This window comes from Micromonospora sp. NPDC005367 (genome assembly GCF_040606825.1).
Lineage (GTDB): Bacteria > Actinomycetota > Actinomycetes > Mycobacteriales > Micromonosporaceae > Micromonospora.
Genome location: NZ_JBEXFP010000001.1, coordinates 23,543 through 49,643, shown reverse-complemented (window position 1 = coordinate 49,643; position 26,101 = coordinate 23,543). Strand labels below are relative to the sequence as shown.

The window sequence follows — 26,101 nt, the reverse complement described above, 5'->3', positions numbered from 1 at the left end:
GATCCTTACTGGGTCGGCATCTGCACACCGCTGTCATGCGGCGTGGTGCCGGTGGCGGTGATGCCCTGGTTGCACAGCGCGGTCGGGCCCTCGATCGAGGCGTTCACCCGCAGCGTCTTGATGAACTCGTCGATCCGGCTGTCGTCGGCGTTGTCGAGCTTGAGCTGGTAACCCCAGGCCTGCAGCGAGATCGGCTTGTCCAGGCCCTCGTACGGGCTCATGAGCATCTTCTCGTTGCCTTGCACCTTCTCGGCGAGCTTGGCGACCTGGTCGGCCGGCAGGTCGGGGCGGTAGGTGATCCAGATCGAGCCGTGCTCCAAGCTGTGCACCGCGTGCTCGTTGGCGATCGGTTCGGTGTAGACGTCGCCCATGCAGTTCTGCCAGGCCTGGTTGTGCGGGCCGGCCACCGGCGGTGAGATCGTGTACTTGATCGGGCCGGGCTGGTGGTTGCTGCCCTTGACCAGCTCCGGGTCCTTCTTGCGGTAGTCGACGATGCCGCTGATCGCGTCGGCCCGCTCCTCCCACGGCTTGGAGCCCTGGAACGCGGCCCAGGCGCCGAAACCGATGATGCCGACCGCGACCAGGCCCACGACGGCGAAGAGGACGATCGGGCCCTTGGCGCGGCCCTGGCTGACCTTGACCGGGACGATCGGCTTGCGGGGGCCCTTGCCGCCGCCGGACCGGGTGGCTGTCGGCTTGCCGGATCCGGCCTTGGCGCCGGACGCCGGCCGACCCGCGGCCGGCTTCTTGCCCGTGCTGACCACGGTCGGACGGCGCTGCTCGCCGCCCGGGGTGCTGATGCTCATCGTGCCTCGTCAGGTCGGTCGGTCAGGGAGCCGGCGGGTCTGGTGCGCACAACGGGTCGCCGCCGCGGGGACCGAGTCTACCCCCGATAACATGGATCGGTGACTCCCGCAGAACTCGCCGAGGTCGTCCTCGCCGCAGCCCACGCCGTCTTCACCCAACGGGGTCTGGACCCCTCCGTGCTGCCGGGGGAGATTACTGTCGAGCGACCCCGGAACCCGGAGCACGGCGACTACGCCTCGACCTTGGCGTTGCAGCTGAGCAAGAAGGTCGGCCGGCCGCCGCGGGAGCTGGCGGGCGCCCTCGCCGACGAGCTGGGCAAGGCGCCGGGCGTCAAGTCCGTGGAGATCGCCGGCCCCGGCTTCCTCAACATCCGGCTGGACGCGGCCGCCGCCGGGCAACTCGCCCGCGTGATCGTCGAGGCCGGCGCCGAGTACGGCCGCAGCGAGCGGCTCGCCGGGCAGCGGATCAACCTGGAGTTCGTCTCCGCCAACCCCACCGGCCCGGTGCACATCGGTGGCGTTCGGTGGGCCGCGGTCGGCGACGCGCTGAGCCGGCTCCTGCGGGCCAGCGGCGCCGAGGTGGGCACCGAGTACTACTTCAACGACGCCGGCTCCCAGATCGACAGGTTCGCCCGGTCGCTGCTGGCCGCCGCGAAGGGCGAGGCCGTGCCGGAGGACGGCTACGGCGGCGCGTACATCGCGGAGATCGCCGCGGAGGTCCAGGCCCGCCGGCCGGACGTACTCTCCCTCGACGACGCCGCCGCCCAGGAGGTCTTCCGGGTCGAGGGCGTCGCGCTGATGTTCGACGAGATCCGCTCCTCGCTGCGTGACTTCGGGGTCGAGTTCGACACGTACTTCAACGAGAAGGACCTGCACGACCGGGGCGAGCTGGACCTCGCCCTGGCCCGCCTGCGGGAGCAGGGCCACATCTTCGAGGCCGAGGGCGCGACCTGGCTGCGCACCACCGAGTTCGGCGACGACAAGGACCGGGTGCTGCGCAAGTCCAACGGTGAGTGGACCTACTTCGCCGCCGACTGCGCCTACTACCTCGACAAGCGCGAGCGCGGCTTCGAGCGGGTCGTGATCATGCTGGGCGCCGACCACCACGGTTACATCGGCCGGATGAAGGCGATGGCCGCGTGCTTCGGCGACGACCCGGAGCGCAACCTGGAGATCCTCATCGGCCAGCTGGTCAACCTGGTCCGCGACGGTCAGCCGATGCGGATGAGCAAGCGGGCCGGCACGGTCATCACCCTGGAGGACCTGGTCGAGGCGATCGGCGTGGACGCCGCCCGGTACGCGCTGGCTCGCTACTCGGCCGACTCACCCATCGACATCGACGTGGAGCTGTGGACCCGGGCCAAGAACGACAACCCGGTCTACTACGTGCAGTACGTCGCCGCCCGGACCGCCGGGGCGGCGCGCAACGCCGCCGAGGTCGGCCTGACCCGGGGCGACGGGGATGCCTTCCGTCCGGAGCTGCTCAGCCACGAGAAGGAGAACGAGCTACTCAAGGCGCTCGCCGAACTCCCCGCGGTGGTCGCCACCGCCGCCGAGCTGCGCGAACCGCACCGGGTGGCCAGGTACCTGGAGGAGAGCGTCGCTCCGGCGTACCACCGGTTCTACGACAACTGCCGGATCTCACCGCAGGGCGACGAGGAGATCACCGACCTGCACCGGGCCCGGCTCTGGCTCAACGACGCCACCCGCACCGTGATCGCCAACGGCCTGCACCTGCTCGGCGTCACCGCACCGGAAAGGATGTAACGGATCATGCGGGCTCACGAGGCTGGCGCGCTGCACGGTGAGATCGGCACCCGCGGGCCGGCCTGGCTGCGTACGCCGGTCGACGTCAACGCGCTGGTGCCGGAACTCTGGCCGCGCAACGTCCGACGTGGCGCCGACGGGGCGCTCGCCGTCGCGGGTCTGAGCGTGCGCGACCTCGCCACCGAGTTCGGCACCCCGGTCTACGTGCTGGACGAGGACGATCTGCGCTCGCGCTGCCGCGACTTCCGGGCCGCCTTCCCGGACGTCGACGTCTACTACGCCGGCAAGGCGTTCCTCTGCCGGGCCGTGGTGCGGATGATCGACGAGGAGGGCCTGCACCTCGACGTGTGCAGCGGCGGCGAACTGGCGGTCGCGCTGGCGGCCGGGATGCCGGCGGAGCGGATCGGGTTCCACGGCAACAACAAGTCGCTCTCCGAGCTGACCCGGGCGGTGGACGCGGGGGTGGGGCGGATCATCGTCGACTCGTTCGCCGAGATCGACCGGCTGACCGCGCTGGCCCGCGAGCGGGGCGTACGCCCCCGGGTGCTGGTCCGGGTCACCGTCGGGGTCGAGGCACACACCCACGAGTTCATCGCCACCGCCCACGAGGACCAGAAGTTCGGCTTCTCGCTGGCGGGCGGGGCGGCTGCCGCGGCGGCCTTCAAGATCCTCGACGAGGATGTGCTGGAGCTGCGCGGTCTGCACTCGCACATCGGGTCGCAGATCTTCGACGCCAGCGGCTTCGAGGTCTCGGCCCGGCGGGTGCTCGCCCTGCAGGCGCAGATCCGCGACGCCCGCGGGGTGGAGCTGCCCGAGCTGGATCTGGGCGGCGGCTTCGGCATCGCGTACACGACGCAGGACGACCCGGCCGCGCCGCACGACCTGGCGAAGCGGCTGCGCAAGATCGTCGACAGCGAGTGCGGGGCCGAGCGGCTGGCCGTACCGCAACTCTCCATCGAGCCCGGCCGGGCGATCGTCGGCCCGGCCATGTTCACCCTCTACGACGTGGGCACGGTCAAGGACGTGGACGGCATCCGCACGTACGTGAGCGTCGACGGCGGGATGAGCGACAACATCCGTACCGCGCTGTACGACGCGTCGTACTCCGCGACGCTGGCCTCGCGGGCGTCGGCGGCTGAGCCGATGCTCGCCCGCGTGGTGGGAAAGCACTGTGAGTCCGGGGACATCGTGGTGAAGGATGAATTCCTGCCCGCCGACGTGCAGCCCGGAGATCTTGTCGCGGTGCCCGGCACCGGCGCGTACTGCCGGAGCATGGCCAGCAACTACAACCACGTGCCGCGCCCCCCGGTGGTCGCGGTTCGCGACGGCCAGGCACGTCTGATCGTCCGGCGGGAGACCGAAGAGGACCTGCTCGCATTGGATGTTGGATGACCTCACCTGTGCGCCTGGCGCTGCTCGGCTGCGGCACGGTCGGCGGGGAGGTGGTGCGGCTGCTGCACGAGCAGTCGGCCGACCTCGCCGCCCGGATCGGTGCCCCGCTGGAGCTCGCCGGCATCGCCGTACGCCGGCTCAAACGGGACCGCGGCGAGCTGCCGGTGGACCCGTCGCTCCTCACCACCGACGCCCTCGGCCTGATCAAGCGGGACGACGTGGACGTCGTGGTCGAGGTGGTGGGCGGCATCGAGCCGGCGCGCGAATGGCTGGTTGAGGCGCTGCGTGCCGGCAAGAGCGTGGTGACGGCCAACAAGGCGTTGCTCGCCGAGGACGGTGGGGCGCTGCACGACGCGGCCGCCGAGGGCGGTGCGGACCTCTACTACGAGGCCGCGGTGGCCGGCGCGATCCCGTTGCTGCGCCCACTGCGCGAGTCGCTGCACGGGGACCGGATCACCCGGGTGACCGGCATCGTCAACGGCACCACCAACTTCATCCTCTCCGCCATGGACGCCACCGGCGCCGGCTTCGCCGAGGCGCTGGAGGAGGCGACCGAGCTGGGGTACGCCGAGGCCGACCCGACGGCCGACGTGGAGGGCTTCGACGCGGCGGCGAAGGCGGCGATCCTCGCCTCGCTGGCCTTCCACACCCGGGTGAGCGCCGCCGACGTGCACCGGGAGGGGATCACCGAGGTCACCGCCGCCGACGTGGCCAGCGCCAAGGCTATGGGGTGCACCATCAAGCTGCTCTGCATCGCCGCCCGGGGCGTGGACGCGGCCGGCCGGGAGACCGTCAACGTCCGGGTGCACCCGGCGATGATCCCGCTGACCCACCCGCTGGCCGGCGTCGGCGACGCGTTCAACGCGGTCTTCGTCGAGGCGGAGGCGGCCGGGCAGCTGATGTTCTACGGCCGGGGCGCGGGTGGGGCACCGACCGCCAGCGCGGTGCTCGGCGACGTGGTGGCGGTCGCCCGCAACCGGCTCGCCGGGGTGCGCGCGGCCAGCGAGAGCGCGTACGCCGACCTGTCGGTGCGGTCCATGGGGGAGGCGCTCACCCGCTACCACGTGAGCCTCGACGTGGCCGACCGGCCCGGTGTGCTGGCCGCGGTGGCCGGCGTCTTCGCGCGGCACGACGTGTCGATCGCGACGGTTCGGCAGGGCCCGGCCGAGGGCTCTGCCCCGGGCAGCGGCGCGGACGCCGACCTGGTGATCGTCACTCACGTCGCACCGGACGCCGCGCTCGCCGCGACCGTCTCCGAACTGCGTGGGTTGGACATCGTCCGGTCGGTGACCAGCGTGCTCCGGGTCGAGGGTGGGGCGTGACTCGTTGACCCGGTGACGGGCGCTCGTCGCCGCAGCGGCCGCCCGGCCCCGGTGAGAGGCCACGTCGTTGTCCTGGGCGGGCGTCCGCGTCCTCCCGGCGACTCCACGCCGGTAGGGCGGTGGGGTCGTGCGGTACGGCGGTGGGGCCGCCGAGCTGGCCCGGGCGGCGATGCGCTCCCACGGGCGCGTGGGCGGTGCCTGGCGATGGCGTCGCACAGGCGTGGGCGGTGGTCGGGATGCCGTCGGACCGGCGTCCCGCCAGGTGGGTAACGGGGGGTGGTGCACGGGCCGGTCCGGCAGGCTGGTCCAGGCTTGGCGTGCCCCTGGCCGACGGGGCGGAAGAGGCGAGGAGAGCGACATGTGGCGGGGTCTGATCGAGGCGTACCGGGACCGGCTGCCGGTCACCGACGCCACGCCCGTCGTGACCCTGCACGAGGGGAACACGCCGCTGCTGCCCGCGCCGGTTCTCTCCGCGAGGCTCGGCTGCGACGTGTACCTGAAGGTGGAGGGGGCCAACCCGACCGGCTCGTTCAAGGACCGCGGCATGACGGTGGCGGTCTCCAAGGCGGTCGAGGCGGGCAACAAGGTGATCATCTGCGCGTCCACCGGAAACACCAGTGCCTCTGCCGCCGCGTACGCGGCCCGCGCCGGACTGACCTGCGCGGTGCTGGTGCCGCAAGGCAAGATCGCGCTGGGCAAGCTGGCCCAGGCGCTGGTGCACGGCGCGCGACTGCTCCAGGTCAACGGCAACTTCGACGACTGCCTCGGGTTGGCCGCCAAGCTCGCTCAGGACTACCCGGTGGCGCTGGTCAACTCGGTCAACATCGACCGGCTGCACGGCCAGAAGACCGCCGCGTTCGAGATCGTCGAGGCGCTCGGCGACGCGCCGGACATCCACTGCCTGCCGGTAGGCAACGCCGGCAACATCTCCGCCTACTGGATGGGCTACTCGGAGGACCTGTCGGACGGGCGGGCCACCCGCGCCCCGAAGATGTACGGCTTCCAGGCGGCCGGGGCGGCGCCGCTGGTCAACGGCGAGGTGGTACGTGAGCCGTCGACGATCGCCACCGCGATCCGGATCGGCAACCCGGCGAGCTGGACCCGGGCGATCGACGCCCGGGAGGCCTCCGGCGGCCTGATCGCGGCGGTGACCGATCGGGAGATTCTCTCCGCGTACCGGCTGCTCGCCCGGGAGGTCGGGGTCTTCGTGGAGCTTGGCAGCGCGGCCAGTGTGGCCGGGCTGTTGCAGCAGGCGGCGGCGGGACGGGTCCCGACCGGGGTGACAGTGGTCTGCACGGTCACCGGGCACGGGCTCAAGGACCCGGAGTGGGCCATCTCCACGGCTCCCGCCCCGATCACCATCCCCAACGACCCCCTCTCCGCCGCCCGCTCCCTGGACCTCGCCTAACCCCCCACCCCCACCCCCGGGGCCCCACCCCGGGGCCCCGCCAGCCGGCGATCATGAAGTTGACCGCCGGCCCGGCGTGTCCTGGCAACAACTTCATGATCAACACGTTGGCGCCGGGGGCGGGGGACGGTGGGGTGGGGAGTGAGGTGGGGTACTGGTCAGTACCCGGCGCGGAGCGGGGGAAGTCGGTCGGGCACACTTTGCATGCCCTGCAAATTTTTCTAGGAGTGAGCCAGGCCGATGTCGCTGCTCGCCAGATCAAGCCTCGCCAACCGAGGGCTGGTCGCCCTCATCGCGGTGGTGGCCACGGTGTTCGGAGTGTTCGCCGTGCCGTCGCTGAAGCAGCAACTGCTGCCGTCGCTGGAGTTCCCGGCCGCCTTCGTCATGGCTGCGTACCCCGGCGCGACACCCGAGATCGTCGAATCCCAGGTCGTCGAGCCGATCGAGAACAGTTTCCAGGGTCTGCCCGGACTGGAGAAGGTCACCTCGACATCTCGCGAGGGCGCGGCAACCGTCCAGGTGCAGTTCGAGTTCGGCACCGACCTGGACGACACGGTCAACAAGATGCAGACCGCGCTCAACCGGATCGGCGCGCAACTGCCGGAGGGCGTGGAGCCGCAGGTGCTCGCGGGCAGCACCGACGACCTGCCGGCCGTGGTGCTCGCCGCGACCGGCGGCGGTGACGAGCGTGCCCTCGCCGACAACCTGCGCGCCAGCGTCCTGCCGGAGCTGGAGTCGATCGACGGTGTGCGTACCGTCGAACTGACCGGCACCCGCAGCGACACCGTGGTCGTCAAGCCGAACCTGGCGAAGCTGGCCGCCGCGAAGCTCGACCCGACCGCGATCGGTACCGCGTTGAAGACCAACGGCGTTTCGATGCCGGCGGGCACGGTCACCGACGGCGGCCAAGCGCTGCCGGTGCAGGTCGGCACCCCGGTGATCACCCTCGACGACCTGCGCGGCATCGTCGTCGCACCCGGACCGGTCCCGGTCCGGCTCGGTGACGTGGCCACCGTCGAGGAGATGCTCGCGCCGGCGACCGCCATCACCCGGACCAACGGCGAGGACAGTCTGGGTATCGCGGTCACGGCCAGCCCCGACGGCAACGCGGTGGAGATCTCGCACGAGATCCGGGACCGGCTCGACGCCCTGCGCGACGCGTCCGGCGCCGGGCTGACCGTGGTCTTCGACCAGGCCCCGTTCGTGGAGAAGTCCATCGAGAGCCTCACCACCGAGGGTCTGCTCGGCCTCGTGATGGCGGTCATCGTCATCCTGGTCTTCCTGCTGTCGGTGCGCTCCACCCTGGTCACCGCGGTCTCCATCCCGCTGTCGGTGCTGGTCGCGCTGATCGCCCTCTGGATCGGTGACTACTCGCTCAACCTGCTCACCCTCGGCGCGCTGACCATCGCGGTCGGCCGGGTGGTGGACGACTCGATCGTGGTGCTGGAGAACATCAAACGGCACCTCGGGTACGGCGAGGCGAAGCGCGAAGCGATCGTCAACGCCGTACGTGAGGTGGCCGGCGCGGTCACCGCGTCCACCCTCACCACGGTCGCGGTGTTCGCGCCCATCGCCCTGGTGGGCGGCTTCGTCGGGCAGCTTTTCGCGCCGTTCGCCATCACCGTGACCGTCGCGCTGCTCGCCTCGCTGCTGGTCGCGCTCACGGTCATCCCGGTGCTCGCGTACTGGTTCCTGAAGCCGTCCGGCGGTACGCCGGACGACGACGCCGTGCGCCGGGCCGCGGAGGAGAAGGAGCTGCGCAGCCCGTTGCAACGGGCGTACCTGCCGGCGATCGGGTTCGCCACCCGGACCCGGCGCACCCGCTGGATCACGCTCGGGCTGGGCGTGCTGGTGCTCTTCGGCACGTTCGGCCTGGCCAGCAAGCTGGAGACGAACTTCCTCGACGACTCCGGGCAGGACACCCTGAGCATTCGTCAGGAGCTGCCGGCCGGCACCGGCCTGGCCGCCACCGACGAGGCGGCCGGCAAGGTCGAGGCGGTGCTGAAGCGGACCGGCGGCGTCGAGACGTACCAGGTGACGGCCGGCGGCGGCGAGAACATCCTGCTGGGTGGCGGCCGGAACAACGTGGCCAGCTGGTCGCTCGCGCTGGGCGACGACACGGACGCCCAGCAGATGCGCGAGACGCTGCGCAAGGAGTTCGACGCCCTCGGACCCGACGCCGGCGAGTTCACCTTCGGCGGCGGACAGGACGCCTCCGCGAGTCGCCTGGAGGTCGTCGTCCAGGCCGCTGAGCCCGAGGCGCTCGACCGGGCCGCGAAGGCGGCCGAGGAGGCCATGGCCGGTACGCCGGGCGTGGCGGACGTCTCCACGAGCCTCGCCGATCGGGTGCCGCGGGTCGACGTCACGGTCGACCGGGTCAAGGCCGGCCGGGCCGGCCTCACCGAGGCGGCGGTCGGCCAGCTGGTGGCGCAGACGTTCCGGGGCGCCCCGCTCGGGCAGGTCACCCTCGACGGCGACCAGCAGAACGTGGTGCTCCGCCTCACCGACAACCCGCCGCTCACCATCGACGAGCTGCGTGCGCTGCCGGTCGGGCCGGTGAAGCTGGGGGACATCGCCACCGTCGAGCGTGCCGAGGGCCCGCAGCAGGTGAGCCGGATCGACGGCGAGCGCAGCGTCACGGTGACCGGTACGGCCACCGGGTCGAACCTCGGCGCGACCACCGAGGAGCTGCGTCAGCGTCTCGACGGCATCGATGTGCCCGGGGCGACCGTCGTCATCGGGGGTGTCAGCGCCGACCAGGCGGACGCGTTCGGTGACCTGGGGCTGGCGGTGCTCGTCGCGATCGCGATCGTCTTCCTGATCATGGTGGCCACGTTCCGCAGCCTCATCCAGGCGCTGATCCTGCTGATCTCGATCCCGTTCGCGGCCACCGGTGCGGTCGGTCTGCTGCTGGTCACCGGGACCCCGCTCGGTGTACCCGCGCTGATCGGCATGCTCATGCTGGTCGGCATCGTGGTGACCAACGCGATCGTGCTGATGGACCTGATCAACCAGTACCGGGCGCAGGGCCTGGGCGTGCAGGAGGCGGTCGTCGAGGGCGGCCGGCACCGGCTGCGGCCGATCCTGATGACGGCCGTCGCGACCATCTTCGCGCTGCTGCCGATGGCGTTCGGGCTCACCGGCGAGGGCGGCTTCATCTCGCAGCCGCTCGCGGTCGTGGTGATCGGCGGTCTGCTCAGCTCCACGCTGCTGACGCTGCTCCTGGTGCCGACGCTCTACACGATGGTCGAGAACACCAAGGAGTCGGTGCGTGCGCGGCGCCGGCGGCGCACGGACGGTTCGCCCGCGGAGCCCACCGAGGCGCCGGACACGGCGGCCGCGCCGGAGCCGGTGCTCGTCGGTGCCCGCACGGGCGACGGCAACGGCAACGGGAACCGGCCGGGAGGCGGCCAGGAGGCGCGACCCGCGCCCTCGGCGGCGCTCATCGACGGCACGGACCAGTTCGAGGTGCTCAAGCTGCCCAAGAGCCAGACCTCCCCACTGCCGCCCACCGAGTAGTCGGCGTACGGCCAGGCGCGCCCCCGGCGGGTTCCGACCCGCCGGGGGCGCGCCATTCGGGACGGCCGGGCCACCACCTGGGAGCGTTCCGGGAGGCGGGGTAGGGTCCTGCCCCGTGGCGTCCACCCTGTCGGTCCTCACCCGCAACCGGAACTTCCGCAACCTGTTCCTCGCCGAGCTGGTGGTCTTCGGGGCCGACTGGTTCGTCATGGTTCCGCTGCTGGTGCTGCTGCCGAATCTCACCGGCAGCGGGGTGTGGGGAGCGCTGGTGCTCGCCGTGGACACCGGCGTCGTGGCGCTGCTGCTGCCGTTCACCGGCGCGATCGCCGACCGGTTCGACCGGCGGAAGATCATGATGATCGCGAACGTGGCCGCGCTGGTCGGCGTGCTGCTCCTGCTGGGCGTCCACAGCGCGGGCACCGCCTGGCTCGCGCTGCTGGCGATCGGCGTGATCGCGGTCGCCAAGGGTTTCTACTCGCCTGCCGCCCAGGCCGCCCTGCCCAACGTCCTCGACCCGGACGAACTGGCCGCCGGCAACGCGGTCGCAGGCTCGGCGTGGGGAACCATGACCGTCGTGGGCGCCTCACTCGGCGGGGTGCTCAGCGACCGGGTCGGGCCGTACGCCTGCTTCTGGATCGCCGCGGTCGGCCTGGCGCTCGCCGCGATCCTGGCCTCGACGATCCGCCGGCCGTTGCAGGCGCCGCGGGAGGCCGGCGAATCGCCGCAGCGGGCCTTTGCCGCGATGAGCGAGGCACTGCGCTACATCGGACACCGGCCGCGGGTGTTGGCGCTGGTCACCGTGAAGTCGGCGGTCGGACTGGGCAACGGCGTGCTGACCGTGTTCCCGCTGCTGGCCGCCGTCTACGGGGCCGGGCCGGCCGGCACCGGGCTGCTCTTCGCCGTCCGCGGTGCCGGCGCGCTGGTCGGGCCCATCCTCATGCGCCGGGCGCTGACCAACCGGGCCCTGCTGCTGCCCGGTCTGGCCCTGTCGATGTCCCTGTACGGGCTGGCCTACCTCGGTACCTCCGTGGTGGGCTGGTTTCCGCTCGTGCTGCTGCTGGTCTTCGTGGCCCACTTCGCCGGCGGCAGCAACTGGGTGATGTCGAACTTCGCCCTGCAGGGCGAGGTGCCGGACCGGTTGCGCGGACGCGTCTTCGCCACCGACATGATGCTGGCGACGCTGGCCATCGCGATCAGCCAGCTCGCCGTCGCGCTGGTGGTGGACACCGTGGACGAGCGCGTCATCCTCGCCGGCTGCGGCCTGGTCACCCTGGTGTACGCCGTCGGCTGGCGGATCGCCACCCGGCGGCTCTCCCTCACCGATCCGGTCCCCGAACCGGCCCGCTGATCGGCCCGGGAGCGGGGTGGGCCGGTCCCGGCAGCGGCGGCAGGCCGCCGGGCACGACGTTGGGGCCGGCGGCGACCGGGGCCGCCGGCCCGAGCGGCAGCGGTGGCCAACCCCGCGGGCCTGCGGGCGGAACCGATCCTGGCGTACGGCGACCGGTCAGCGCGGCCGCGATGACCAGTCCCAGTCCGACAGGTTGCAGCAGGAAGCTGATCAGGTTCGACACCACGAACAGCGGCACGACGTCGAAACCGAGGCTTCCGGTTTCCTGGTCCGCGACAACAGCGGGCAGCACGACCGACACGCCGACTCCGAGACCGATGTTGACCATCAACAGCCCCAGGCCGGTGTACATCAGCGCGCGGGAGCGGCCGGGCAGTCGTCTTCGGGCCACTCCGGTCAGCACCAGCCCGGTCAGCAGCACCAGCAGGGACGGCAGGTGGCTGAGAGCTCGAACGGCCGTGTACCAGAAGGGACTCATCCAGCCTCCGTCTCGCGGTCGTCGCGTCAGGCTAGCGGGAATGATCGAATCTCACGGGTCGGGCGGACGGCGGGGCTGCCGGGGCGGGGCCATAGCATGAGCCGGTGCCGAAGAACTTCGAAGCCGGGCCGGTCCGGGTCCGGGTTCCCGCCACCAGCGCCAACCTGGGGCCGGGCTTCGACGCGCTGGGCCTCGCCCTCGGGCTCCACGACGACGTGTCGGCCGAGATCGCCCCGTCGGGGGTCCGGGTCACGGTGTCCGGGCAGGGTGCGGGCGAGCTGCCCGACGGCGACCGACATCTCGTGGTCCGGTCCATGCGGGCGGCCTTCGACCGGCTCGGCGCGCACCCGCCGGGGCTCGTCGTCGAGTGCGTCAACCGCATCCCGCAGGCACGGGGTCTGGGCTCCTCGTCCGCGGCGATCGTCGCCGGCGTGCTGCTGGCCCGGGCGCTCGTGGTGGAGGGCGAGCGCCGCCTCGACGACGAGGCCGTACTCCGGCTCGCCGCGGAGTTGGAGGGGCATCCTGACAACGTCGCGCCGTGCCTGCTCGGGGGTTTCACGATCGCCTGGACGGAACCGTCCGGGGCCCGCGCGGTCACCCGTCGGGTCGCCGAGGGCGTACGCCCGACGGTCTTCGTGCCCGGCGGGCGGGGGCTGACAGCGGTGGCCCGGGCGGCGCTGCCGGCCACCGTGCCGCACGGTGACGCCGCGTTGAGCGCGGGGCGGGCGGCGCTGCTGGTGCACGCGCTCACCGCCGATCCGGCGTTGCTGCTACCGGCCACCGCCGACCGGCTGCACCAGGATTACCGTGCGAGCGCGATGCCCGCCACGGCTGCCCTGGTCAGCGAGTTGCGAGAGAAAGGTGTGGCGGCTGTGGTCAGTGGGGCGGGTCCCACTGTGCTGGCTCTCAGCGCCCCGCCGGATGGCTTCGAAGTGGGAAGAGACTGGCAGGTCTTGCGGTTACCGATAGATGTCAGCGGTGCCCGGGTCGCCCGGGGTAGACTTGGACACGCCGAGCGGGACCCTGTTGCCGCAGGTCGGAAGAGTTGATTACGCTCTAGACTTAGCACAGCCGCGAAGCATGCGATCTTCCTGCGGGTCGGCGCACCCCCGAAGCTCTCGGCGGTCAGCCCGCCACCCCTGCCAAGGCCACGCCGCACCGCAGTTTCCACAGGTCGCCGCAGACGGCGAGACCTGCTCACCGAGGCTGGTGAGTCGGAAACCGACCGGCTGCTGTGTCACAGACTCCCGCGACGCGTTCACGCGAGGCGGGTGCACCGAGGCCGCCCGGCCACCTGCTTTGTCGACTCCGGGCAGTCACGGCCTATCGAGGGAAGGAATCCATTGAGCGACACCACCGACGTGACGTCGGATGTTTCCAACGTCGCTGGCGAAGCCACCACCGCCGCTCCCGCTCGCCGGCGGCGTAGCGGCACCGGTCTGTCGGCGATGCTGCTGCCAGAGCTCCAGAGCCTGGCCGCGTCGCTCGGCATCTCCGGCACGGCCCGCATGCGCAAGGGCGAGCTGATCAGCGCGATCACCGAGCGGCAGGGCGGCGCCGCCGCCGGGACCCCTCGACCTCGGGCCGAGGTCGCGGCTGCGGCCGCGACCGCTCCCGCCCGTGAAGAGGTGCACGCAGAGGTGCGGGAGACGACCGAGCGGCCGGAGGCCGCGCGGCGCACCGCCGAGGCGGCGCCCGCCGAGCAGGCCGCGGTCGAGACCGAGACTCGCGGCAGGGGCCGGCGCCGGGCGCGTACCGAGGAGGCACGCGCTACCGAGACTCGTACCGAGACTCGCACGGAGGCGGCCGAGACCGGCGAGCGTACCGACCGGGGTGAGGGCCGCGGCGGGCGTGACCGCAATGAGCGTGCCGAGCGGACCGAGCGCGGTGAGCGTGGCGACCGCAATGAGCGTGGCGAGCGGACCGAGCGTGGCGAGCGGACCGAGCGTGGCGAGCGGACCGAGCGTGGCGAGCGGACCGAGCGCGGCGAGCGTGCTGAGCGCGGCGAGCGGACCGAGCGCGGCGAGCGTGCTGAGCGTGGCGAGCGTGGCGACCGGACCGAACGTGGCGACCGCAATGAGCGGACCGAGCGTGGCGACCGCAATGAGCGGTCCGAGCGTGGCGACCGGTCCGAGCGGGCCGAGCGCGGTGAGCGCAACGATCGCGGTGACCGGGGGCAGCGCGTCGAGCGGGAGATCGACGGCGAGGACGACGGCGAGGGCGGCGGCCGGCGCGGCCGGCGCAGCCGCTTCCGGGACCGCCGTCGCGGCCGTGGCGAGCGGGCCGAGGGCGGCGACGGTGGCGGCCGCGAGCCGCAGGTCGGCGAGGACGACGTGCTCGTCCCGGTGGCCGGCATCATCGACGTGCTCGACAACTACGCCTTCGTCCGGACCACCGGCTACCTGGCCGGTCCGAACGACGTGTACGTCTCGATGTCCCAGATCAAGAAGTACGGCCTGCGCCGCGGTGACGCGATCACCGGCGCCGTGCGGGCCGCGCGGGACGGCGAGCAGCGGCGCGACAAGTACAACCCGCTGGTCCGGCTGGACACCATCAACGGGATGGAGCCGGACGAGGCGAAGCGCCGGCCGGAGTTCTACAAGCTCACCCCGCTCTACCCGCAGGAGCGCCTGCGGCTGGAGACCGAGCCGCACATCCTGACCACCCGGGTGATCGACCTGGTCATGCCGATCGGCAAGGGCCAGCGGGCGCTCATCGTGTCGCCGCCGAAGGCCGGCAAGACGATGGTGTTGCAGGCGATCGCTAACGCGATCACCCGCAACAACCCGGAGTGCCACCTGATGGTGGTGCTCGTCGACGAGCGGCCCGAAGAGGTCACCGACATGCAGCGCTCGGTGAAGGGCGAGGTCATCGCGGCCACGTTCGACCGTCCGCCGCAGGACCACACCACGGTGGCGGAGCTGGCGATCGAGCGGGCGAAGCGCCTGGTCGAGCTGGGGCACGACGTGGTCGTGCTGCTCGACTCGGTGACCCGGCTCGGCCGGTCGTACAACCTGGCGGCGCCGGCCAGCGGCCGGATCATGTCGGGTGGTATCGACTCCACCGCGCTCTACCCGCCGAAGCGCTTCCTCGGCGCGGCGCGGAACATCGAGAACGGCGGCTCGCTGACCATTCTCGCCACCGCGCTGGTGGAGACCGGGTCCATGGCGGACACGGTCATCTTCGAGGAGTTCAAGGGCACCGGCAACGCCGAGCTGAAGCTGGACCGGAAGATCGCCGACAAGCGGGTCTTCCCGGCGATCGACATCAACCCCTCCGGCACCCGCAAGGAGGAGGTCCTGCTCGCGCCGGAGGAGCTGGCGATCATCCACAAGCTCCGCAAGGTGCTGCACTCGCTGGACTCGCAGGCGGCACTGGATCTGCTGCTGGACCGGCTCAAGCAGTCGCGTACCAACATCGAGTTCCTGATGCAGATCGCGAAGTCCACGCCGGGGGAGTGATCCCCGGGTAGAAGGCGACAGGAGGGGCACGGCCGGCTGGCCGTGCCCCTCCTGCTGTACGGCTCGCCGCCGGCTCATCGCTCCACTCGAGACGGATACTGTGAGTGATCTTTCTTCGACTCCTGCCGATGACAAACAGTAGTCGCGGGCGCTGAGCGCTCGGCCCCGGCCGGTGTCACCCAGTCGGTGGCACCGCTCTGAACAGGGGTAATCGAGTCGACGGCGGACCCGTGGTAACTGTGCTCCGGCACCCTTTGCTCTGCACCCTCATGCGCGCCACCGGTGACGTCGGGTCACCGTTCTGAAGGTCGACATTGTCGGCCGCGATTGCAGCTTTCTTCCATTCATCCGGCTGCTCTTGAAACTTCTATTCACTGTCGGGTTGACTGTCGTCCATGCGCACCCGCAGACGATCCGCCCACCTCGCCGGCGTCCTGCTGCTGACGCCACTGCTGACCCTGGCCGGCCCACCACCCGCCGCCGCCGCACCCGCTGTCGCCGCAGCCGCCACCGCTGCGGTGCCCGCCACCGCGCCTGGCGCGGCCACCAGCGATCCGAGCGGCATCGAGCCGGCCGGTGGCCTGGAGACCGCGAAGACCAGCCGTCCGGTCGCGCCCGGGGTCCAACTCACCTCGTTCGACCGGTACGACGCCGACGGTTGGTTGCGTGCCGACGCCCTCACCGCCGACCTCAGCGGCGGCGTCACCGTGGACTACGTCAACTCGGGCGCGGTCAGCCGGGCGGAGCCGCTGCGCGCCGCCGCGGACCGCACCCGTGCGGTCGCCGCAGTGAACGGCGACTTCTTCGACATCAACAGCTCCGGAGCCGCGCAGGGCGTCGGCATCCACGACGGAGAACTGATCCAGTCGGCGGTCAGCGGCCACCAGAACGCGGTGGCGGTGACGAGCCAGGGCATCGGCCGGGTCGTCGAGGTGAACTTCGACGGCACCGCAACCCTGCCCACCGGCCCGGTCACGCTCACCCAGTTCAACAACATCGTTCAGGCCGGCGGCGTCGGTGTGTTCACCGCACTCTGGGGTACGTACACCCGGGAGCGTGCGATCGCCGGTGCGGCGCGGGTCACCGAGGTCGCCGTGGTCGACGGCCGGGTGGCCCGCGTGGACCCGGCGGCGGGCAGCGGGCCCATCCCCGCCGGGACCACCATCCTGCTCGGCCGGGAGGCCGGCGCCGACGCCCTCGCCGGGCTGCGCCCCGGTGACCCGGTCAGCGTGGCCTGGCAGCCGAAACCGTCCGACGGCAGCAACCTGCACGCCGCGGTCGGCGGCGGCAACGTGCTGGTCCGCGACGGCCTGGTGCAGACGATCTCCGACCCGTCGCTGGCCCCGCGCACGGCGGTCGGGTTCACCGCCGACGGTCGTAAAATGATCATGCTGACGGTGGACGGGCGCCAGGTCGACAGCCGCGGCGTCACCCAGACCGAGATGGGCCGGATGATGGCCGAGCTGGGCGCGCACAACGCGCTCAACCTCGACGGCGGCGGCTCGTCGACGCTGCTGGCCCGGGAGCCGGGTGCGGCCGCCGTCCAGGTGGAGAACAGCCCCTCGGACGGCACCGAGCGCCCCGTCCCCAACGGCCTCGCCCTCTACGCCCCAACGGGCAGCGGACGGCTGACCGGCTACTGGGTGGAGACCGCCGGCGACCCGACCGCGGCGCCCGGCGTCTCCCCGGTCCGGGGCGGCCGGCCCGACCGGGTCTTCCCCGGACTCACCCGCCGGCTCACCGCGGCCGGCCACGACGAGACGTACGGCCCGGCAGCCGGCAGGCCGAGCTGGCAGACCCGACCGGCGGCCCGCGGCCGGGTGGACGGCGACGACGTCTTCCACGCCCTGCTGCCCGGGCCGGCGACGGTCACCGCGCGCCGGGGCGGCGCCACCGGATCGCTCGACCTCACCGTGCTCGGACCGTTGGCCGGCATCGACACCACGGTCGAGCGGGTCGGCCTGACCGGCCTCGACGGCAGCGGGCGCTTCGGTGTGGTCGGGCGCGACGCCGAGGGGAACACCGCCCCGATCGAGCCCGCCGACCTGAACCTGGAGTACGACCACGACCTGCTGCGGATCACGCCGGACGACGACGGCAACCTCACGGTCACCGCGCTGCGCGACACCGGCGCCGCTCTCGTAACCGTTCACGTCGGACCCAAGAGTGTCGTCGTCCCGGTGACGATCGGGCTGACCGACCAGCCGGTGGCGGACTTCGAGGACGCCTCCGCCTGGAAGTTCAGCCAGGCCCGCGCCAGCGGGTCCGTCGCACCGGCGCCGGGCCACACCGGCACCGGCCTGAAGCTCTCGTACGACTTCAGTCAGTCCACCGGAACCCGCGCCGCGTACGCGGACCCGCCGGCCTGGATCGACGTCCCCGGTCAGCCACAGGCGTTCGGGATGTGGATCCACGGCAACGGCAAGGGGGAGTGGCCGAGCCTGCACCTGCACGACGCCCAGGACACCCAACACGTGCTGCGTGGGCCGTACATCACCTGGACCGGCTGGCGGTACGTCGAGTTCGCGGTCCCGGCCGGGGTGGCGTACCCGGTGCGGGTACGGCGTTTCTACGTGGCGGAGACCGACGCCGACGCCCAGTACACCAGCGAGATCGTCATCGACGACCTGGTGGCCAAGGTGCCTCCGTCGGTCGACGTACCCGCCGAGCAGGCGAGCACCGACCGGGTGGTGGTCACCGACGGCACGGTCGACGCCGCGCCCTGGCGCTTCGCGGTGATGTCCGACGCCCAGTTCGTCGCGGCCGACCCGGACAGCGAGCTGGTCGCCCAGGCCCGCCGTACGCTGCGCGAGATCAGGGCGGCCCGGCCGGACTTCCTGGTGATCAACGGTGACCTGGTGGACACCGCGTACCCGGCCGACTTCGAGCTGGCGAAGCGGCTGCTGGACCAGGAACTGGGCGACGAACTGCCCTGGTACTACGTGCCCGGCAACCACGAGATCATGGGCGCCCCGATCAGCAACTTCCGGGCCGTCTTCGGCGACACGTCGCGGGTCTTCGACCACGAGGGCACCCGGTTCGTCACGCTGGACACCTCCACCGGCTCGTTGCGCGGCGGCGGCTTCGACCAGGTACGGATACTGCGCGAGGCGCTCGACTCGGCGGCCGGCGACCCGGCGGTCGGCTCGGTGGTGGTGCTGCACCACCACCCGCCGCGCGATCCCAGCCCGGCGCAGGCGAGCCAGCTCGGTGACCGGAAGGAGGCGGCGCTGCTGGAACAGTGGCTGGCCGACTTCCAGCACCGGACGGGCAAGGGCGCGCTGTTCGTGGGCGGGCACGTCGGAACGTTCCACGCCGAGCGGGTGGACGGGGTGCCGTACGTCATCAACGGCAACTCCGGCAAGACGCCGTCCACCCCGGCCGACCGGGGCGGCTTCACCGGCTGGACCGAGTTCGGCGTCGACCCGGTCAGCCCCGCCGAGGCCGACCGGGCCCGACGGGACCCGCTCGCCGAGGGACCGAGCTGGGTGACGGCCGAGGTGCACGCACACACCGACCGGCTCACGGTGAGCGCACCGGCCGGCGTCACGCTCGGCAGCCCGGTCACGGTCACCGCCACGCTGACCCAACCGGGTGGGCGTACCGTCCCGGTGGCGGCACCGGTGAGCGCCGACTGGTCCGCGTCGCCGAACGTGCACATCGGGCCGGTGACCGGGCTGCGGCCGTGGCACGTGGCCTGGTTCGAGCCGGCGACGGGCCGGCTCACCGCGCTGCGTCCCGGCGCCTCGCTGGTGCTGGCGGTGACGGTCAACGGGGTACGCGCCGACGCCACCATCACCACGGTGCTGCGCGCCGCCGCCTGAACAGCGGGAGGGGCCCCGGCCGCCGTGGGCCCCTCCCGCTCAGAAGTCGCCGTCGGCTACCTGGAACACCGTGAGGCCCAGGGAACGCCACATCCGGACCACCTGGGCCCGGTCGTCGAAGACACCCACCACCCGGTAGCGGTCCCGCACCTCCCGCTCGTAGATCTCCCGCTTCACCACCGAGTCCTTCCGGGAGTCGCCCACCGCCCGTAGGTGCAGCGCGAGGTACGGCACCCGGACGTGCCGCTCCAGCCACACCACCGTGTCGGCGCGCGCCGTGGCGTCCCGGCCGGAGCAGAAGACCACGCCGTACCCCGCCGCGTGCATGGCCCGGACCGCGGCGATCACCGCCTCGTTCGGCTCGTCCGTGGCGACCCGGGTCATGTCGTACGGGCTGCGTGAGACGTTCAACGCGACGGTGCCGTCGATGTCCACCAGGACGATCTCCGGTGCTCCGGTTGGGGCCGGGTGCACCTGCTTCGGGCTGCCGGTGCGCGCCTGCGGCACCGGCAGCGGCAAGGGCCGCCCCTCCAGGTAGCGCTCGTGCAGCCGGCGGATCGCGGCCTCGCCGACCCGGTCCTGCGCCGGGCGCGCCGCGTCCCGGCGCAGGCACTCCTCCAGCGGCACGTCGGTGAAGTCGTGCACCTCGAACTCGGCTCCGTGCCGGGCGGCCAGGTCGGCCCAGTCCCGCAGCGTCCGCGAGCGCAGGTTGGTGTCGTCGACGCAGACGTCGGCCCGGGCGCGCAGCAGCGCCTCGACCTGGGCCCGCTGGGCCGTGGTCACCTGCGCCTCCGCCCACTGGGTGAACAACCGCTCGCCGTGCAGCATCCGGCGCAGGTCGTCGCGGTTCACCCGGACCACGGACGGCTGGAGCGTACGGGCGAAGGTGGTCTTCCCCGAGGCGGGTAGCCCGCGGGTCGCGATTAGGCGGGGCATCGCGCGTTCACCTCCGTGCTCTCGTCGTCCGGCAGCCATCGTGCGTCCCCGGGTCGTACCCCGCCCGGGGTACGGGCCACGCGGGTCGCGTGCCGGTGAATGCCCGGCGGGCGGACGGGAATGCCCGTGGGACGCCGTGCGTTGTCGATGCCGGACCAGCTGTGCGCCCGGTGACGGGCCCGGCGAGGCCGTCGACGTGACCGCCCGGCGGGCACGGCGCGGCCGCCCGATGAGGGGCCGGGCACGCACCCATGGCACACTGGTCAATCGGCCACCGGTTCCGGTTCACGCCTGAGCCCGTCGTACTTGCGGCGGGTGGCGACGGCGACCCGGCGACCACCGACGAAAGGACCGAGGCGACATGAAGCCCAACATCCACCCGGAGTACGTGACCACCGAGGTCCGCTGCTCCTGCGGCAACACGTTCACGACCCGCAGCACCGCCAAGGGCGGCGTGATCAGCGTCGAGACCTGCAGCGACTGCCACCCGTTCTACACCGGTAAGCAGCGCGTGCTGGACACCGCCGGTCGGGTCGCGAAGTTCCAGCAGAAGTACGCCAAGGTTCAGGCCAAGAAGGCCAAGTAACTCCACGTTCGGCGCCCGCGTCCGGCTTCCCGCCGGACGCGGGCGCCGTCCGTATGCCCGCCGGTTTCCACCCGCCTCGCCCGCGCGTGGACCCTGGCCGCCGGCACGCCGTCCGTCCGCCCGCGTCGAAGGAGCATCCGCAGCATGAGCAGCGAGCGTCTGGCCGCCCTTCTCGACGAGTACGCGGACCTGGAGAAGCGGTTGGCCGATCCGGCCATCCACGCCGACCAGGCCGTCGCGCGCCGGGTCGGTCGCCGCTACGCCGAGCTGGTGCCGCTGCACAAGGCGGCCGGTGAGCTCGCCCAGGCGCGCGCGGACCTGGCCGCCGCGCGGGAGCTGGCCGCCGAGGATTCGTCGTTCGCCGCCGAGGCGGAGTCGATTGCGGTGACGTTGCCGGCGCTGGAGGAGCGGCTGGCGGAGCTGCTGATCCCGCGTGACCCGCACGACGCCAAGGACGTGATCGTCGAGATCAAGGCGGGTGAGGGTGGCGAGGAGTCGGCGCTCTTCGCCGGCGACCTGCTGCGGATGTACACCCGGTACGCGGAGCGCCGCGGCTGGTTGGTCGAGGTGATCGACGCCCAGGACTCCGACCTCGGTGGGGTGAAGGACGTCTCGCTGGCGATCAAGACGAAGGGTGTGCCGGAGGGCGGAAACGGCGTCTGGTCCCGCCTCAAGTGGGAGGGCGGCGTGCACCGGGTGCAGCGGGTTCCGGTCACCGAGTCGCAGGGCCGCATCCACACCAGCGCGGCCGGCGTCCTGGTGCTGCCGGAGGCGGAGGACGTCGACGTCACGATCGATCCGAACGACCTGCGGATCGACGTGTTCCGTTCGTCCGGGCCAGGCGGGCAGTCGGTGAACACCACCGATTCGGCGGTCCGGATCACCCACGTGCCGACCGGCATCGTGGTGTCCTGCCAGAACGAGAAGTCGCAGCTGCAGAACCGGGAGCAGGCGATGCGGATCCTGCGGGCCCGGCTGCTGGCGGCGGCCCAGGAGCAGGCCGACGCGGCCGCCTCGGACGCCCGTAAGGCGCAGGTGCGCACGGTGGACCGTTCGGAGCGGATCCGCACGTACAACTTCCCGCAGAACCGGATCACCGACCACCGGATCGGCTACACCGCGTACAACCTGGACCTGGCTCTCGCCGGTGACCTGGACGGTGTGCTCGACGCGCTGGCCGAGGCAGATCGCGCCGCCCGCCTGTCGGGCGACACCGAACTAACCCGCCGCTAACCCCCAGCCCACCCCCCTCCCCGGCCCCCCTCCCCGTTGATCAAGAGCTTCGCGTCACGTTCGATCTCCCTGCTGACGCGAACCTCTTGATCACGCGCAGGGCGGGCCCGGGGTGGGACCGTGGGGGGGAGGGGGTAGTTGGAGGGTGGGGGTGGGGGTGGGGGTTAGGAGGCTCGGGGGCGGGTTTTGGCTCGGAGCATTTCGCGGTCGGCGATCTCGAAGGCGGTGCTGAGCGCGTCACGCAGCTCCGGCCCGGTGCCGGAGACCTCGGCGAAGCCGATGCTCACCCCGACCGGGGTGCCCGGGACCAGTGCCTCCCAGTCCTCGCTCGCCACCGCCGCGCCGACGCGGCGGGCCACCTCGGCCGCCTCGCCCATGCCGGCGCCGGGCAGCACCACCACGAATTCGTCCCCGCCGTAGCGGGCCACGAAGTCGCCCCGGCGCATCACCCGGTTGATCACTCCGGCGATGCGCTGGAGGACCAGATCACCCGAGTGGTGCCCGTGCCGGGTGTTGACCGCCTTGAAACCGTCCAGGTCGCAGACCCCGATCACCACCTGCTCGCCCCGCGCCACCACGCTGGCGATGTAGCGTTCGAGCCGGCGCCGGTTGGGCAGGCCGGTCAGCGGGTCGGTGAGCGCCTCACCCTCGTAACGGGCGGCCTCCCGGCGCATCTCCTCGTGGTCGATCCGGGCCGCGATGCCGTCGATGTAGACGTCCCGCAGCCGGTCGTTGCGCTGTGCCGCGAGCCGGAACGCCAGCCGGTCCGCCCGGTGGGCGAGCGCGTGGTCACCGGCGCGGGACAGGGCGATACTGCGTAACCGGGCCGGCTCGGCCGCCCCGAGCGTCTCGCTGGAGACCCGGACGGTGTCCAGCCGGGCCACCGCCTCGATCGGCCGACCGGCGGCGACGGCGAGGCACACGTGACCGAGCTCACGCATGTCCCGTGCCCGGGCGCTGTCGCCACCGTGGGCGAGCAGCCGGGTGGGGTCGGAGTCGCTGCCGTGTTCGATCGCGTCGCCGAGCGCGGCGCGCCGGGCAGCGGCGTAGCCGTACGCGGCGAGGCTGCTGGGGCGCAGCTGGCCGGCCCGCCCGCCGCGCAGGAAACGGGCGAGGTCGCTCGCCACGTCGCGCAGCACCCGCAGGCAGCCGTCGCTGTCTCCGTTGTGGTCGAGCGCGACGGCGTTGCGCAGGCGGATGCCCGGGGCGGCGAACGTCTCCTCGGGTATGCCGGCGGCCATGCCCAGCTGGCGGGCCCGCTCGATCGCCCCGAGGGCATAACCGTGGAAGCTGAGGTAGGAGTACGCCATCGCCAGGTCGTGCCAGCCCCAGGCGGTGTCGCGGTCCGGGTCGTCGACGGCGCCGAGCGCGCGGGCGGCCTTGACCAGGTGGGTGACGCAGCGGTCGAGCGCGCCCTGGTGGTGGGCGGCGAGCGCGGCCAGCGCGTTGACGTGTCCGTGCAGGTAGGGCTCGGCGAGGTCGCGTACGGCCGCCGAGGCCTCCTCGATGGCGCGGGTGAACTCGGCGGTGCGGCCCAGATTGATCAGCGCGGAGAGCCGCTGCACCATGGCGTCGGCGCGGGTGCGCGGATCGGTTGTGGTGCGTAGGACCCGTTCCAGCACGGTGTACGCCTCGGCGGACCGGCTCGCCTCCTGCAACGCCCTCGACTGCGTCAGCGCGTCAACCTGGTCTTCGACCCGGTCGAGCCAACCCACCAGCGACCTCCTGTCGGCATGCGCCTGTACGCACCCGCTCGTGATGTGCCCCGCGACGCTTCATGATTATGTCGTGACCATCGAGCCGCAACACCCCCCCGAAGGGACGAACCGGATCCGGCCATCGACCGCCGTGCTGCGGGCGACCCGGATCCTCGCCGAAGCCGGGGTGGAGGCCGCCCGGACCGAGGCGGAACTGCTGGCCGCGTACGTGCTGGAGGTGCCGCGCGGCCGGTTGGCCCTCGCCGACGGGTTCGACGCCGGCCAGCTTGCCACCCTCGATGCCTTGGTGGCCCGCCGGGCGGCCCGTGAACCGTTGCAGCATCTCACCGGCAGCGCCGCGTTCCGGCGGCTGGAGTTGGCGGTCGGGCCGGGCGTCTTCGTGCCCAGGCCGGAGACAGAGCTGCTGGCCGGCTGGGGCATCGAGCAGGCCCGGGACCGGGACGCGCCGCTGGTGGTGGACCTGTGCAGCGGCTCGGGCGCGATCGCCCTCGCGGTGGCGCAGGAACTGCCGGCGGCCCGGGTCGTCGCGGTCGAGCGCTCCCCGGCGGCGCTGGACTGGCTGCGCCGCAACGCGGGGGAGCGGGCCACGGCGGGGGACCGGCCGATCGAGGTGGTGGCGGCGGATGTCACCGCCCCCGACCTGCTCGACGACCTGGTCGGCCGGGTCGACGTGCTGTTGTGCAACCCGCCGTACGTGCCCGCGGACACGGTGGTGGCGCCGGAGGTGGCCGGGTACGACCCGGCGGAGGCGGTCTTCGGCGGCGTGGACGGGCTGTCGGTGATCCGTCCGGTGATCGCCCGGGCGGGGGAGCTGCTGCGGCCGGGCGGGATGCTCGGCATCGAGCACGACGACACGCACGGCGCGGACGTGCCGGCGCTGCTCGTCGCCGACGGCCGGTTCGCGGCCGTGACCGAGCATCGGGACCTCACCGGGCGGCCCCGGTTCGCCACCGCGTCCCGACGTGCGGACCGCCGCCGTCCCGACCTCGGGCCGGCGTGGCAGACTGGCTCCTCGTGATGCTCTACGACTGCCGGTCGCCCGCCGATCGGGACCGCGGCATCGCCGCGGCCATCGAGGCGGTCAAGAACGGAGAACTGGTCGTCCTGCCGACGGACACCGTTTACGGCATCGGCGCGGACGCGTTCACCCCGTACGCCGTGAAGGCGCTGCTGGATGCCAAGGGCCGGGGTCGGCAGATGCCGCCGCCGGTGCTGATCGGTTCCCGGCAGACCTTGGACGGCTTGGTTCTCTCGCTGCCGCGCGAGGCCCGTGATCTGGTCGAGGCGTTCTGGCCGGGCGCGCTCACCATCGTGATCGAGCACTCGCCGAGCCTGCAGTGGGATCTCGGTGACAAGACCGGCACGGTGGCCGTGCGGATGCCGCTGCACCCGGTGGCGCTGGAGGTGCTGCGGGAGACCGGGCCGATGGCCGTCTCGTCGGCCAACAAGACAGGCCAGCCGTCCGCGCTCACCGCCGAGGAGGCCCGCGACCAGCTGGGCTACTCGGTGCGCGCGTACCTGGAGGCGGGTCCCTGCCCGGACCCGGTGCCGAGCACGATCGTGGACCTCACCGGCGAGGTGCCGCAGGTCCTGCGTCTGGGCGCGATTCCGCTGGAGAAGCTGCGCGACGTGGTGCCGGACATCGTCGAGGGGGTCTAGGTGCCGCCGTTCACCGTGCTGCACGTCTGCATGGGCAACATCTGCCGGTCGCCGATGGCGGAGCGGCTGCTCGCGTTGGCGGTGCGGGACCGGCTGATCCGGCGGGGGCTCGACCCGGCCGGTGCCGACGAGCTGGTGTACAGCCACAGCGCCGGCACCGGCGGTTGGCACGCCGGTGAGGAGATGAACCCGCCGGCCGCCCGGCAGGTCGTCTCCCGGGGCGGCGACGCCGAGGGGTTCGCGGCCCGCAAGCTCCGCTCGGAGCACATCGACGCCGCCGACCTCGTCCTCACGGCGACCGCCGACCAGCAGGACTACGTGCTGGCGCTGCGCCCCGACGCGGCCGCGCGCACCTTCGTGCTGGGCGAGTTCGGCCGGCTGCTGGGCTCGGTGGACGCTGCCGGGCTCCCGGCGGCCGAGGCTTCGCCGGACGCCGTGCACGCCCGCGGGGTGGCGTTGGTGGCGGCGGCGCACGCGGTCCGCCACGATGCGGGCCCGCTCACCACGGACGACCTGGACGACCCGTGGGGCCGGGGTGACCAGTGCTTCAACCGGGTGGCCGACGAGATCGAGGAGACGGTGCAGCCGCTCGCTGCGGCGCTTGTGCCCTGACCGTTCTCCTCGCGAATTTCCTCCGGGTTTGG

At 72.5% G+C, this 26,101-nt stretch carries 18 protein-coding genes; 14 read left to right on the top strand and 4 right to left on the bottom strand.

What is annotated here, in order from left to right; genetic code table 11:
• Nucleotides 1-5: 5 nt before the first annotated feature.
• Nucleotides 6-806, bottom strand: coding sequence for a DUF3105 domain-containing protein (locus ABZS42_RS00200; protein WP_355140913.1), 801 nt, complete (start codon nt 804-806; stop codon nt 6-8).
• Between the two features lie 99 nt (nt 807-905).
• Between ABZS42_RS00200 and argS the strand changes: the two genes are divergently transcribed.
• From argS to ABZS42_RS00170, 6 genes are all read left to right on the top strand, one after another.
• The gene (gene argS / locus ABZS42_RS00195) at nt 906-2,573 is read left to right on the top strand and encodes an arginine--tRNA ligase (protein ID WP_355140911.1); all 1,668 of its coding nucleotides are present in this window, start codon (nt 906-908) and stop codon (nt 2,571-2,573) included.
• A gap of 6 nt (nt 2,574-2,579) precedes the next feature.
• Entirely contained in the window at nt 2,580-3,965 is a 1,386-nt protein-coding gene (gene lysA / locus ABZS42_RS00190; RefSeq protein WP_355140909.1) for a diaminopimelate decarboxylase, read from the top strand.
• 8 nt (nt 3,966-3,973) lie between these two features.
• Nucleotides 3,974-5,287: a homoserine dehydrogenase gene (locus tag ABZS42_RS00185; RefSeq protein WP_355141331.1), complete on the top strand. Its 1,314-nt coding sequence runs from the start codon at nt 3,974-3,976 to the stop codon at nt 5,285-5,287.
• 358 nt (nt 5,288-5,645) lie between these two features.
• Nucleotides 5,646-6,695 carry a threonine synthase gene (gene thrC, locus ABZS42_RS00180; protein WP_355140907.1) on the top strand — a complete coding sequence of 350 codons (1,050 nt, stop codon included), beginning with the start codon at nt 5,646-5,648 and terminating at the stop codon, nt 6,693-6,695.
• Between the two features lie 240 nt (nt 6,696-6,935).
• Nucleotides 6,936-10,214 (top strand): efflux RND transporter permease subunit, encoded by a 3,279-nt coding sequence (locus ABZS42_RS00175; RefSeq protein WP_355140905.1) that lies wholly within the window; start codon nt 6,936-6,938, stop codon nt 10,212-10,214.
• 115 nt (nt 10,215-10,329) lie between these two features.
• Nucleotides 10,330-11,562 (top strand): MFS transporter, encoded by a 1,233-nt coding sequence (locus ABZS42_RS00170; RefSeq protein WP_355140903.1) that lies wholly within the window; start codon nt 10,330-10,332, stop codon nt 11,560-11,562.
• On the opposite strand, the gene ABZS42_RS00165 is transcribed toward ABZS42_RS00170, so the two are convergent.
• The gene (locus ABZS42_RS00165; RefSeq protein WP_355140901.1) at nt 11,531-12,040 is read right to left on the bottom strand and encodes a hypothetical protein; all 510 of its coding nucleotides are present in this window, start codon (nt 12,038-12,040) and stop codon (nt 11,531-11,533) included. The two genes, ABZS42_RS00170 and ABZS42_RS00165, sit on opposite strands and share 32 nt — an antisense overlap.
• A 104-nt stretch (nt 12,041-12,144) precedes the next feature.
• On the opposite strand from ABZS42_RS00165, the gene thrB reads away from it, so the two are divergent.
• The 3 genes from thrB to ABZS42_RS00150 all read left to right on the top strand — a co-directional run bounded on the left by thrB (nt 12,145) and on the right by ABZS42_RS00150 (nt 19,325).
• Entirely contained in the window at nt 12,145-13,089 is a 945-nt protein-coding gene (gene thrB / locus ABZS42_RS00160) for a homoserine kinase (RefSeq protein WP_355140899.1), read from the top strand.
• A gap of 294 nt (nt 13,090-13,383) precedes the next feature.
• Entirely contained in the window at nt 13,384-15,501 is a 2,118-nt protein-coding gene (rho, locus tag ABZS42_RS00155; protein ID WP_355140897.1) for a transcription termination factor Rho, read from the top strand.
• A gap of 395 nt (nt 15,502-15,896) precedes the next feature.
• The gene (locus ABZS42_RS00150) at nt 15,897-19,325 is read left to right on the top strand and encodes a phosphodiester glycosidase family protein (RefSeq protein WP_355140895.1); all 3,429 of its coding nucleotides are present in this window, start codon (nt 15,897-15,899) and stop codon (nt 19,323-19,325) included.
• 39 nt (nt 19,326-19,364) lie between these two features.
• Here ABZS42_RS00150 and ABZS42_RS00145 read toward each other — a convergent pair whose 3' ends face one another.
• On the bottom strand, nt 19,365-20,261 hold the full coding sequence (locus ABZS42_RS00145; protein WP_355140893.1) for an AAA family ATPase: 897 nt from the start codon (nt 20,259-20,261) through the stop codon (nt 19,365-19,367).
• A gap of 361 nt (nt 20,262-20,622) precedes the next feature.
• Between ABZS42_RS00145 and rpmE the strand changes: the two genes are divergently transcribed.
• Entirely contained in the window at nt 20,623-20,847 is a 225-nt protein-coding gene (rpmE, locus tag ABZS42_RS00140; RefSeq protein WP_076471955.1) for a 50S ribosomal protein L31, read from the top strand.
• 144 nt (nt 20,848-20,991) lie between these two features.
• On the top strand, nt 20,992-22,080 hold the full coding sequence (gene prfA / locus ABZS42_RS00135; RefSeq protein ID WP_350786249.1) for a peptide chain release factor 1: 1,089 nt from the start codon (nt 20,992-20,994) through the stop codon (nt 22,078-22,080).
• A 164-nt stretch (nt 22,081-22,244) separates the two neighbouring features.
• On the opposite strand, the gene ABZS42_RS00130 is transcribed toward prfA, so the two are convergent.
• Nucleotides 22,245-23,795 (bottom strand): GGDEF domain-containing protein, encoded by a 1,551-nt coding sequence (locus tag ABZS42_RS00130; RefSeq protein ID WP_355140891.1) that lies wholly within the window; start codon nt 23,793-23,795, stop codon nt 22,245-22,247.
• A 73-nt stretch (nt 23,796-23,868) separates the two neighbouring features.
• Here ABZS42_RS00130 and prmC point away from each other — a divergent pair, with 73 nt between their 5' ends.
• From prmC to ABZS42_RS00115, 3 genes are read left to right on the top strand one after another with little or no spacing between them, the layout of a single operon-like run.
• Complete coding sequence (gene prmC, locus ABZS42_RS00125) at nt 23,869-24,816, top strand: peptide chain release factor N(5)-glutamine methyltransferase (RefSeq protein WP_355140889.1); 948 nt, start codon at nt 23,869-23,871, stop codon at nt 24,814-24,816.
• Nucleotides 24,816-25,457: an L-threonylcarbamoyladenylate synthase gene (locus ABZS42_RS00120; RefSeq protein ID WP_076472249.1), complete on the top strand. Its 642-nt coding sequence runs from the start codon at nt 24,816-24,818 to the stop codon at nt 25,455-25,457. The genes prmC and ABZS42_RS00120 overlap by 1 nt, the downstream gene beginning before the upstream one ends.
• The gene (locus ABZS42_RS00115; RefSeq protein WP_355140887.1) at nt 25,458-26,069 is read left to right on the top strand and encodes a phosphotyrosine protein phosphatase; all 612 of its coding nucleotides are present in this window, start codon (nt 25,458-25,460) and stop codon (nt 26,067-26,069) included.
• The last annotated feature ends 32 nt before the right edge of the window (nt 26,070-26,101 follow it).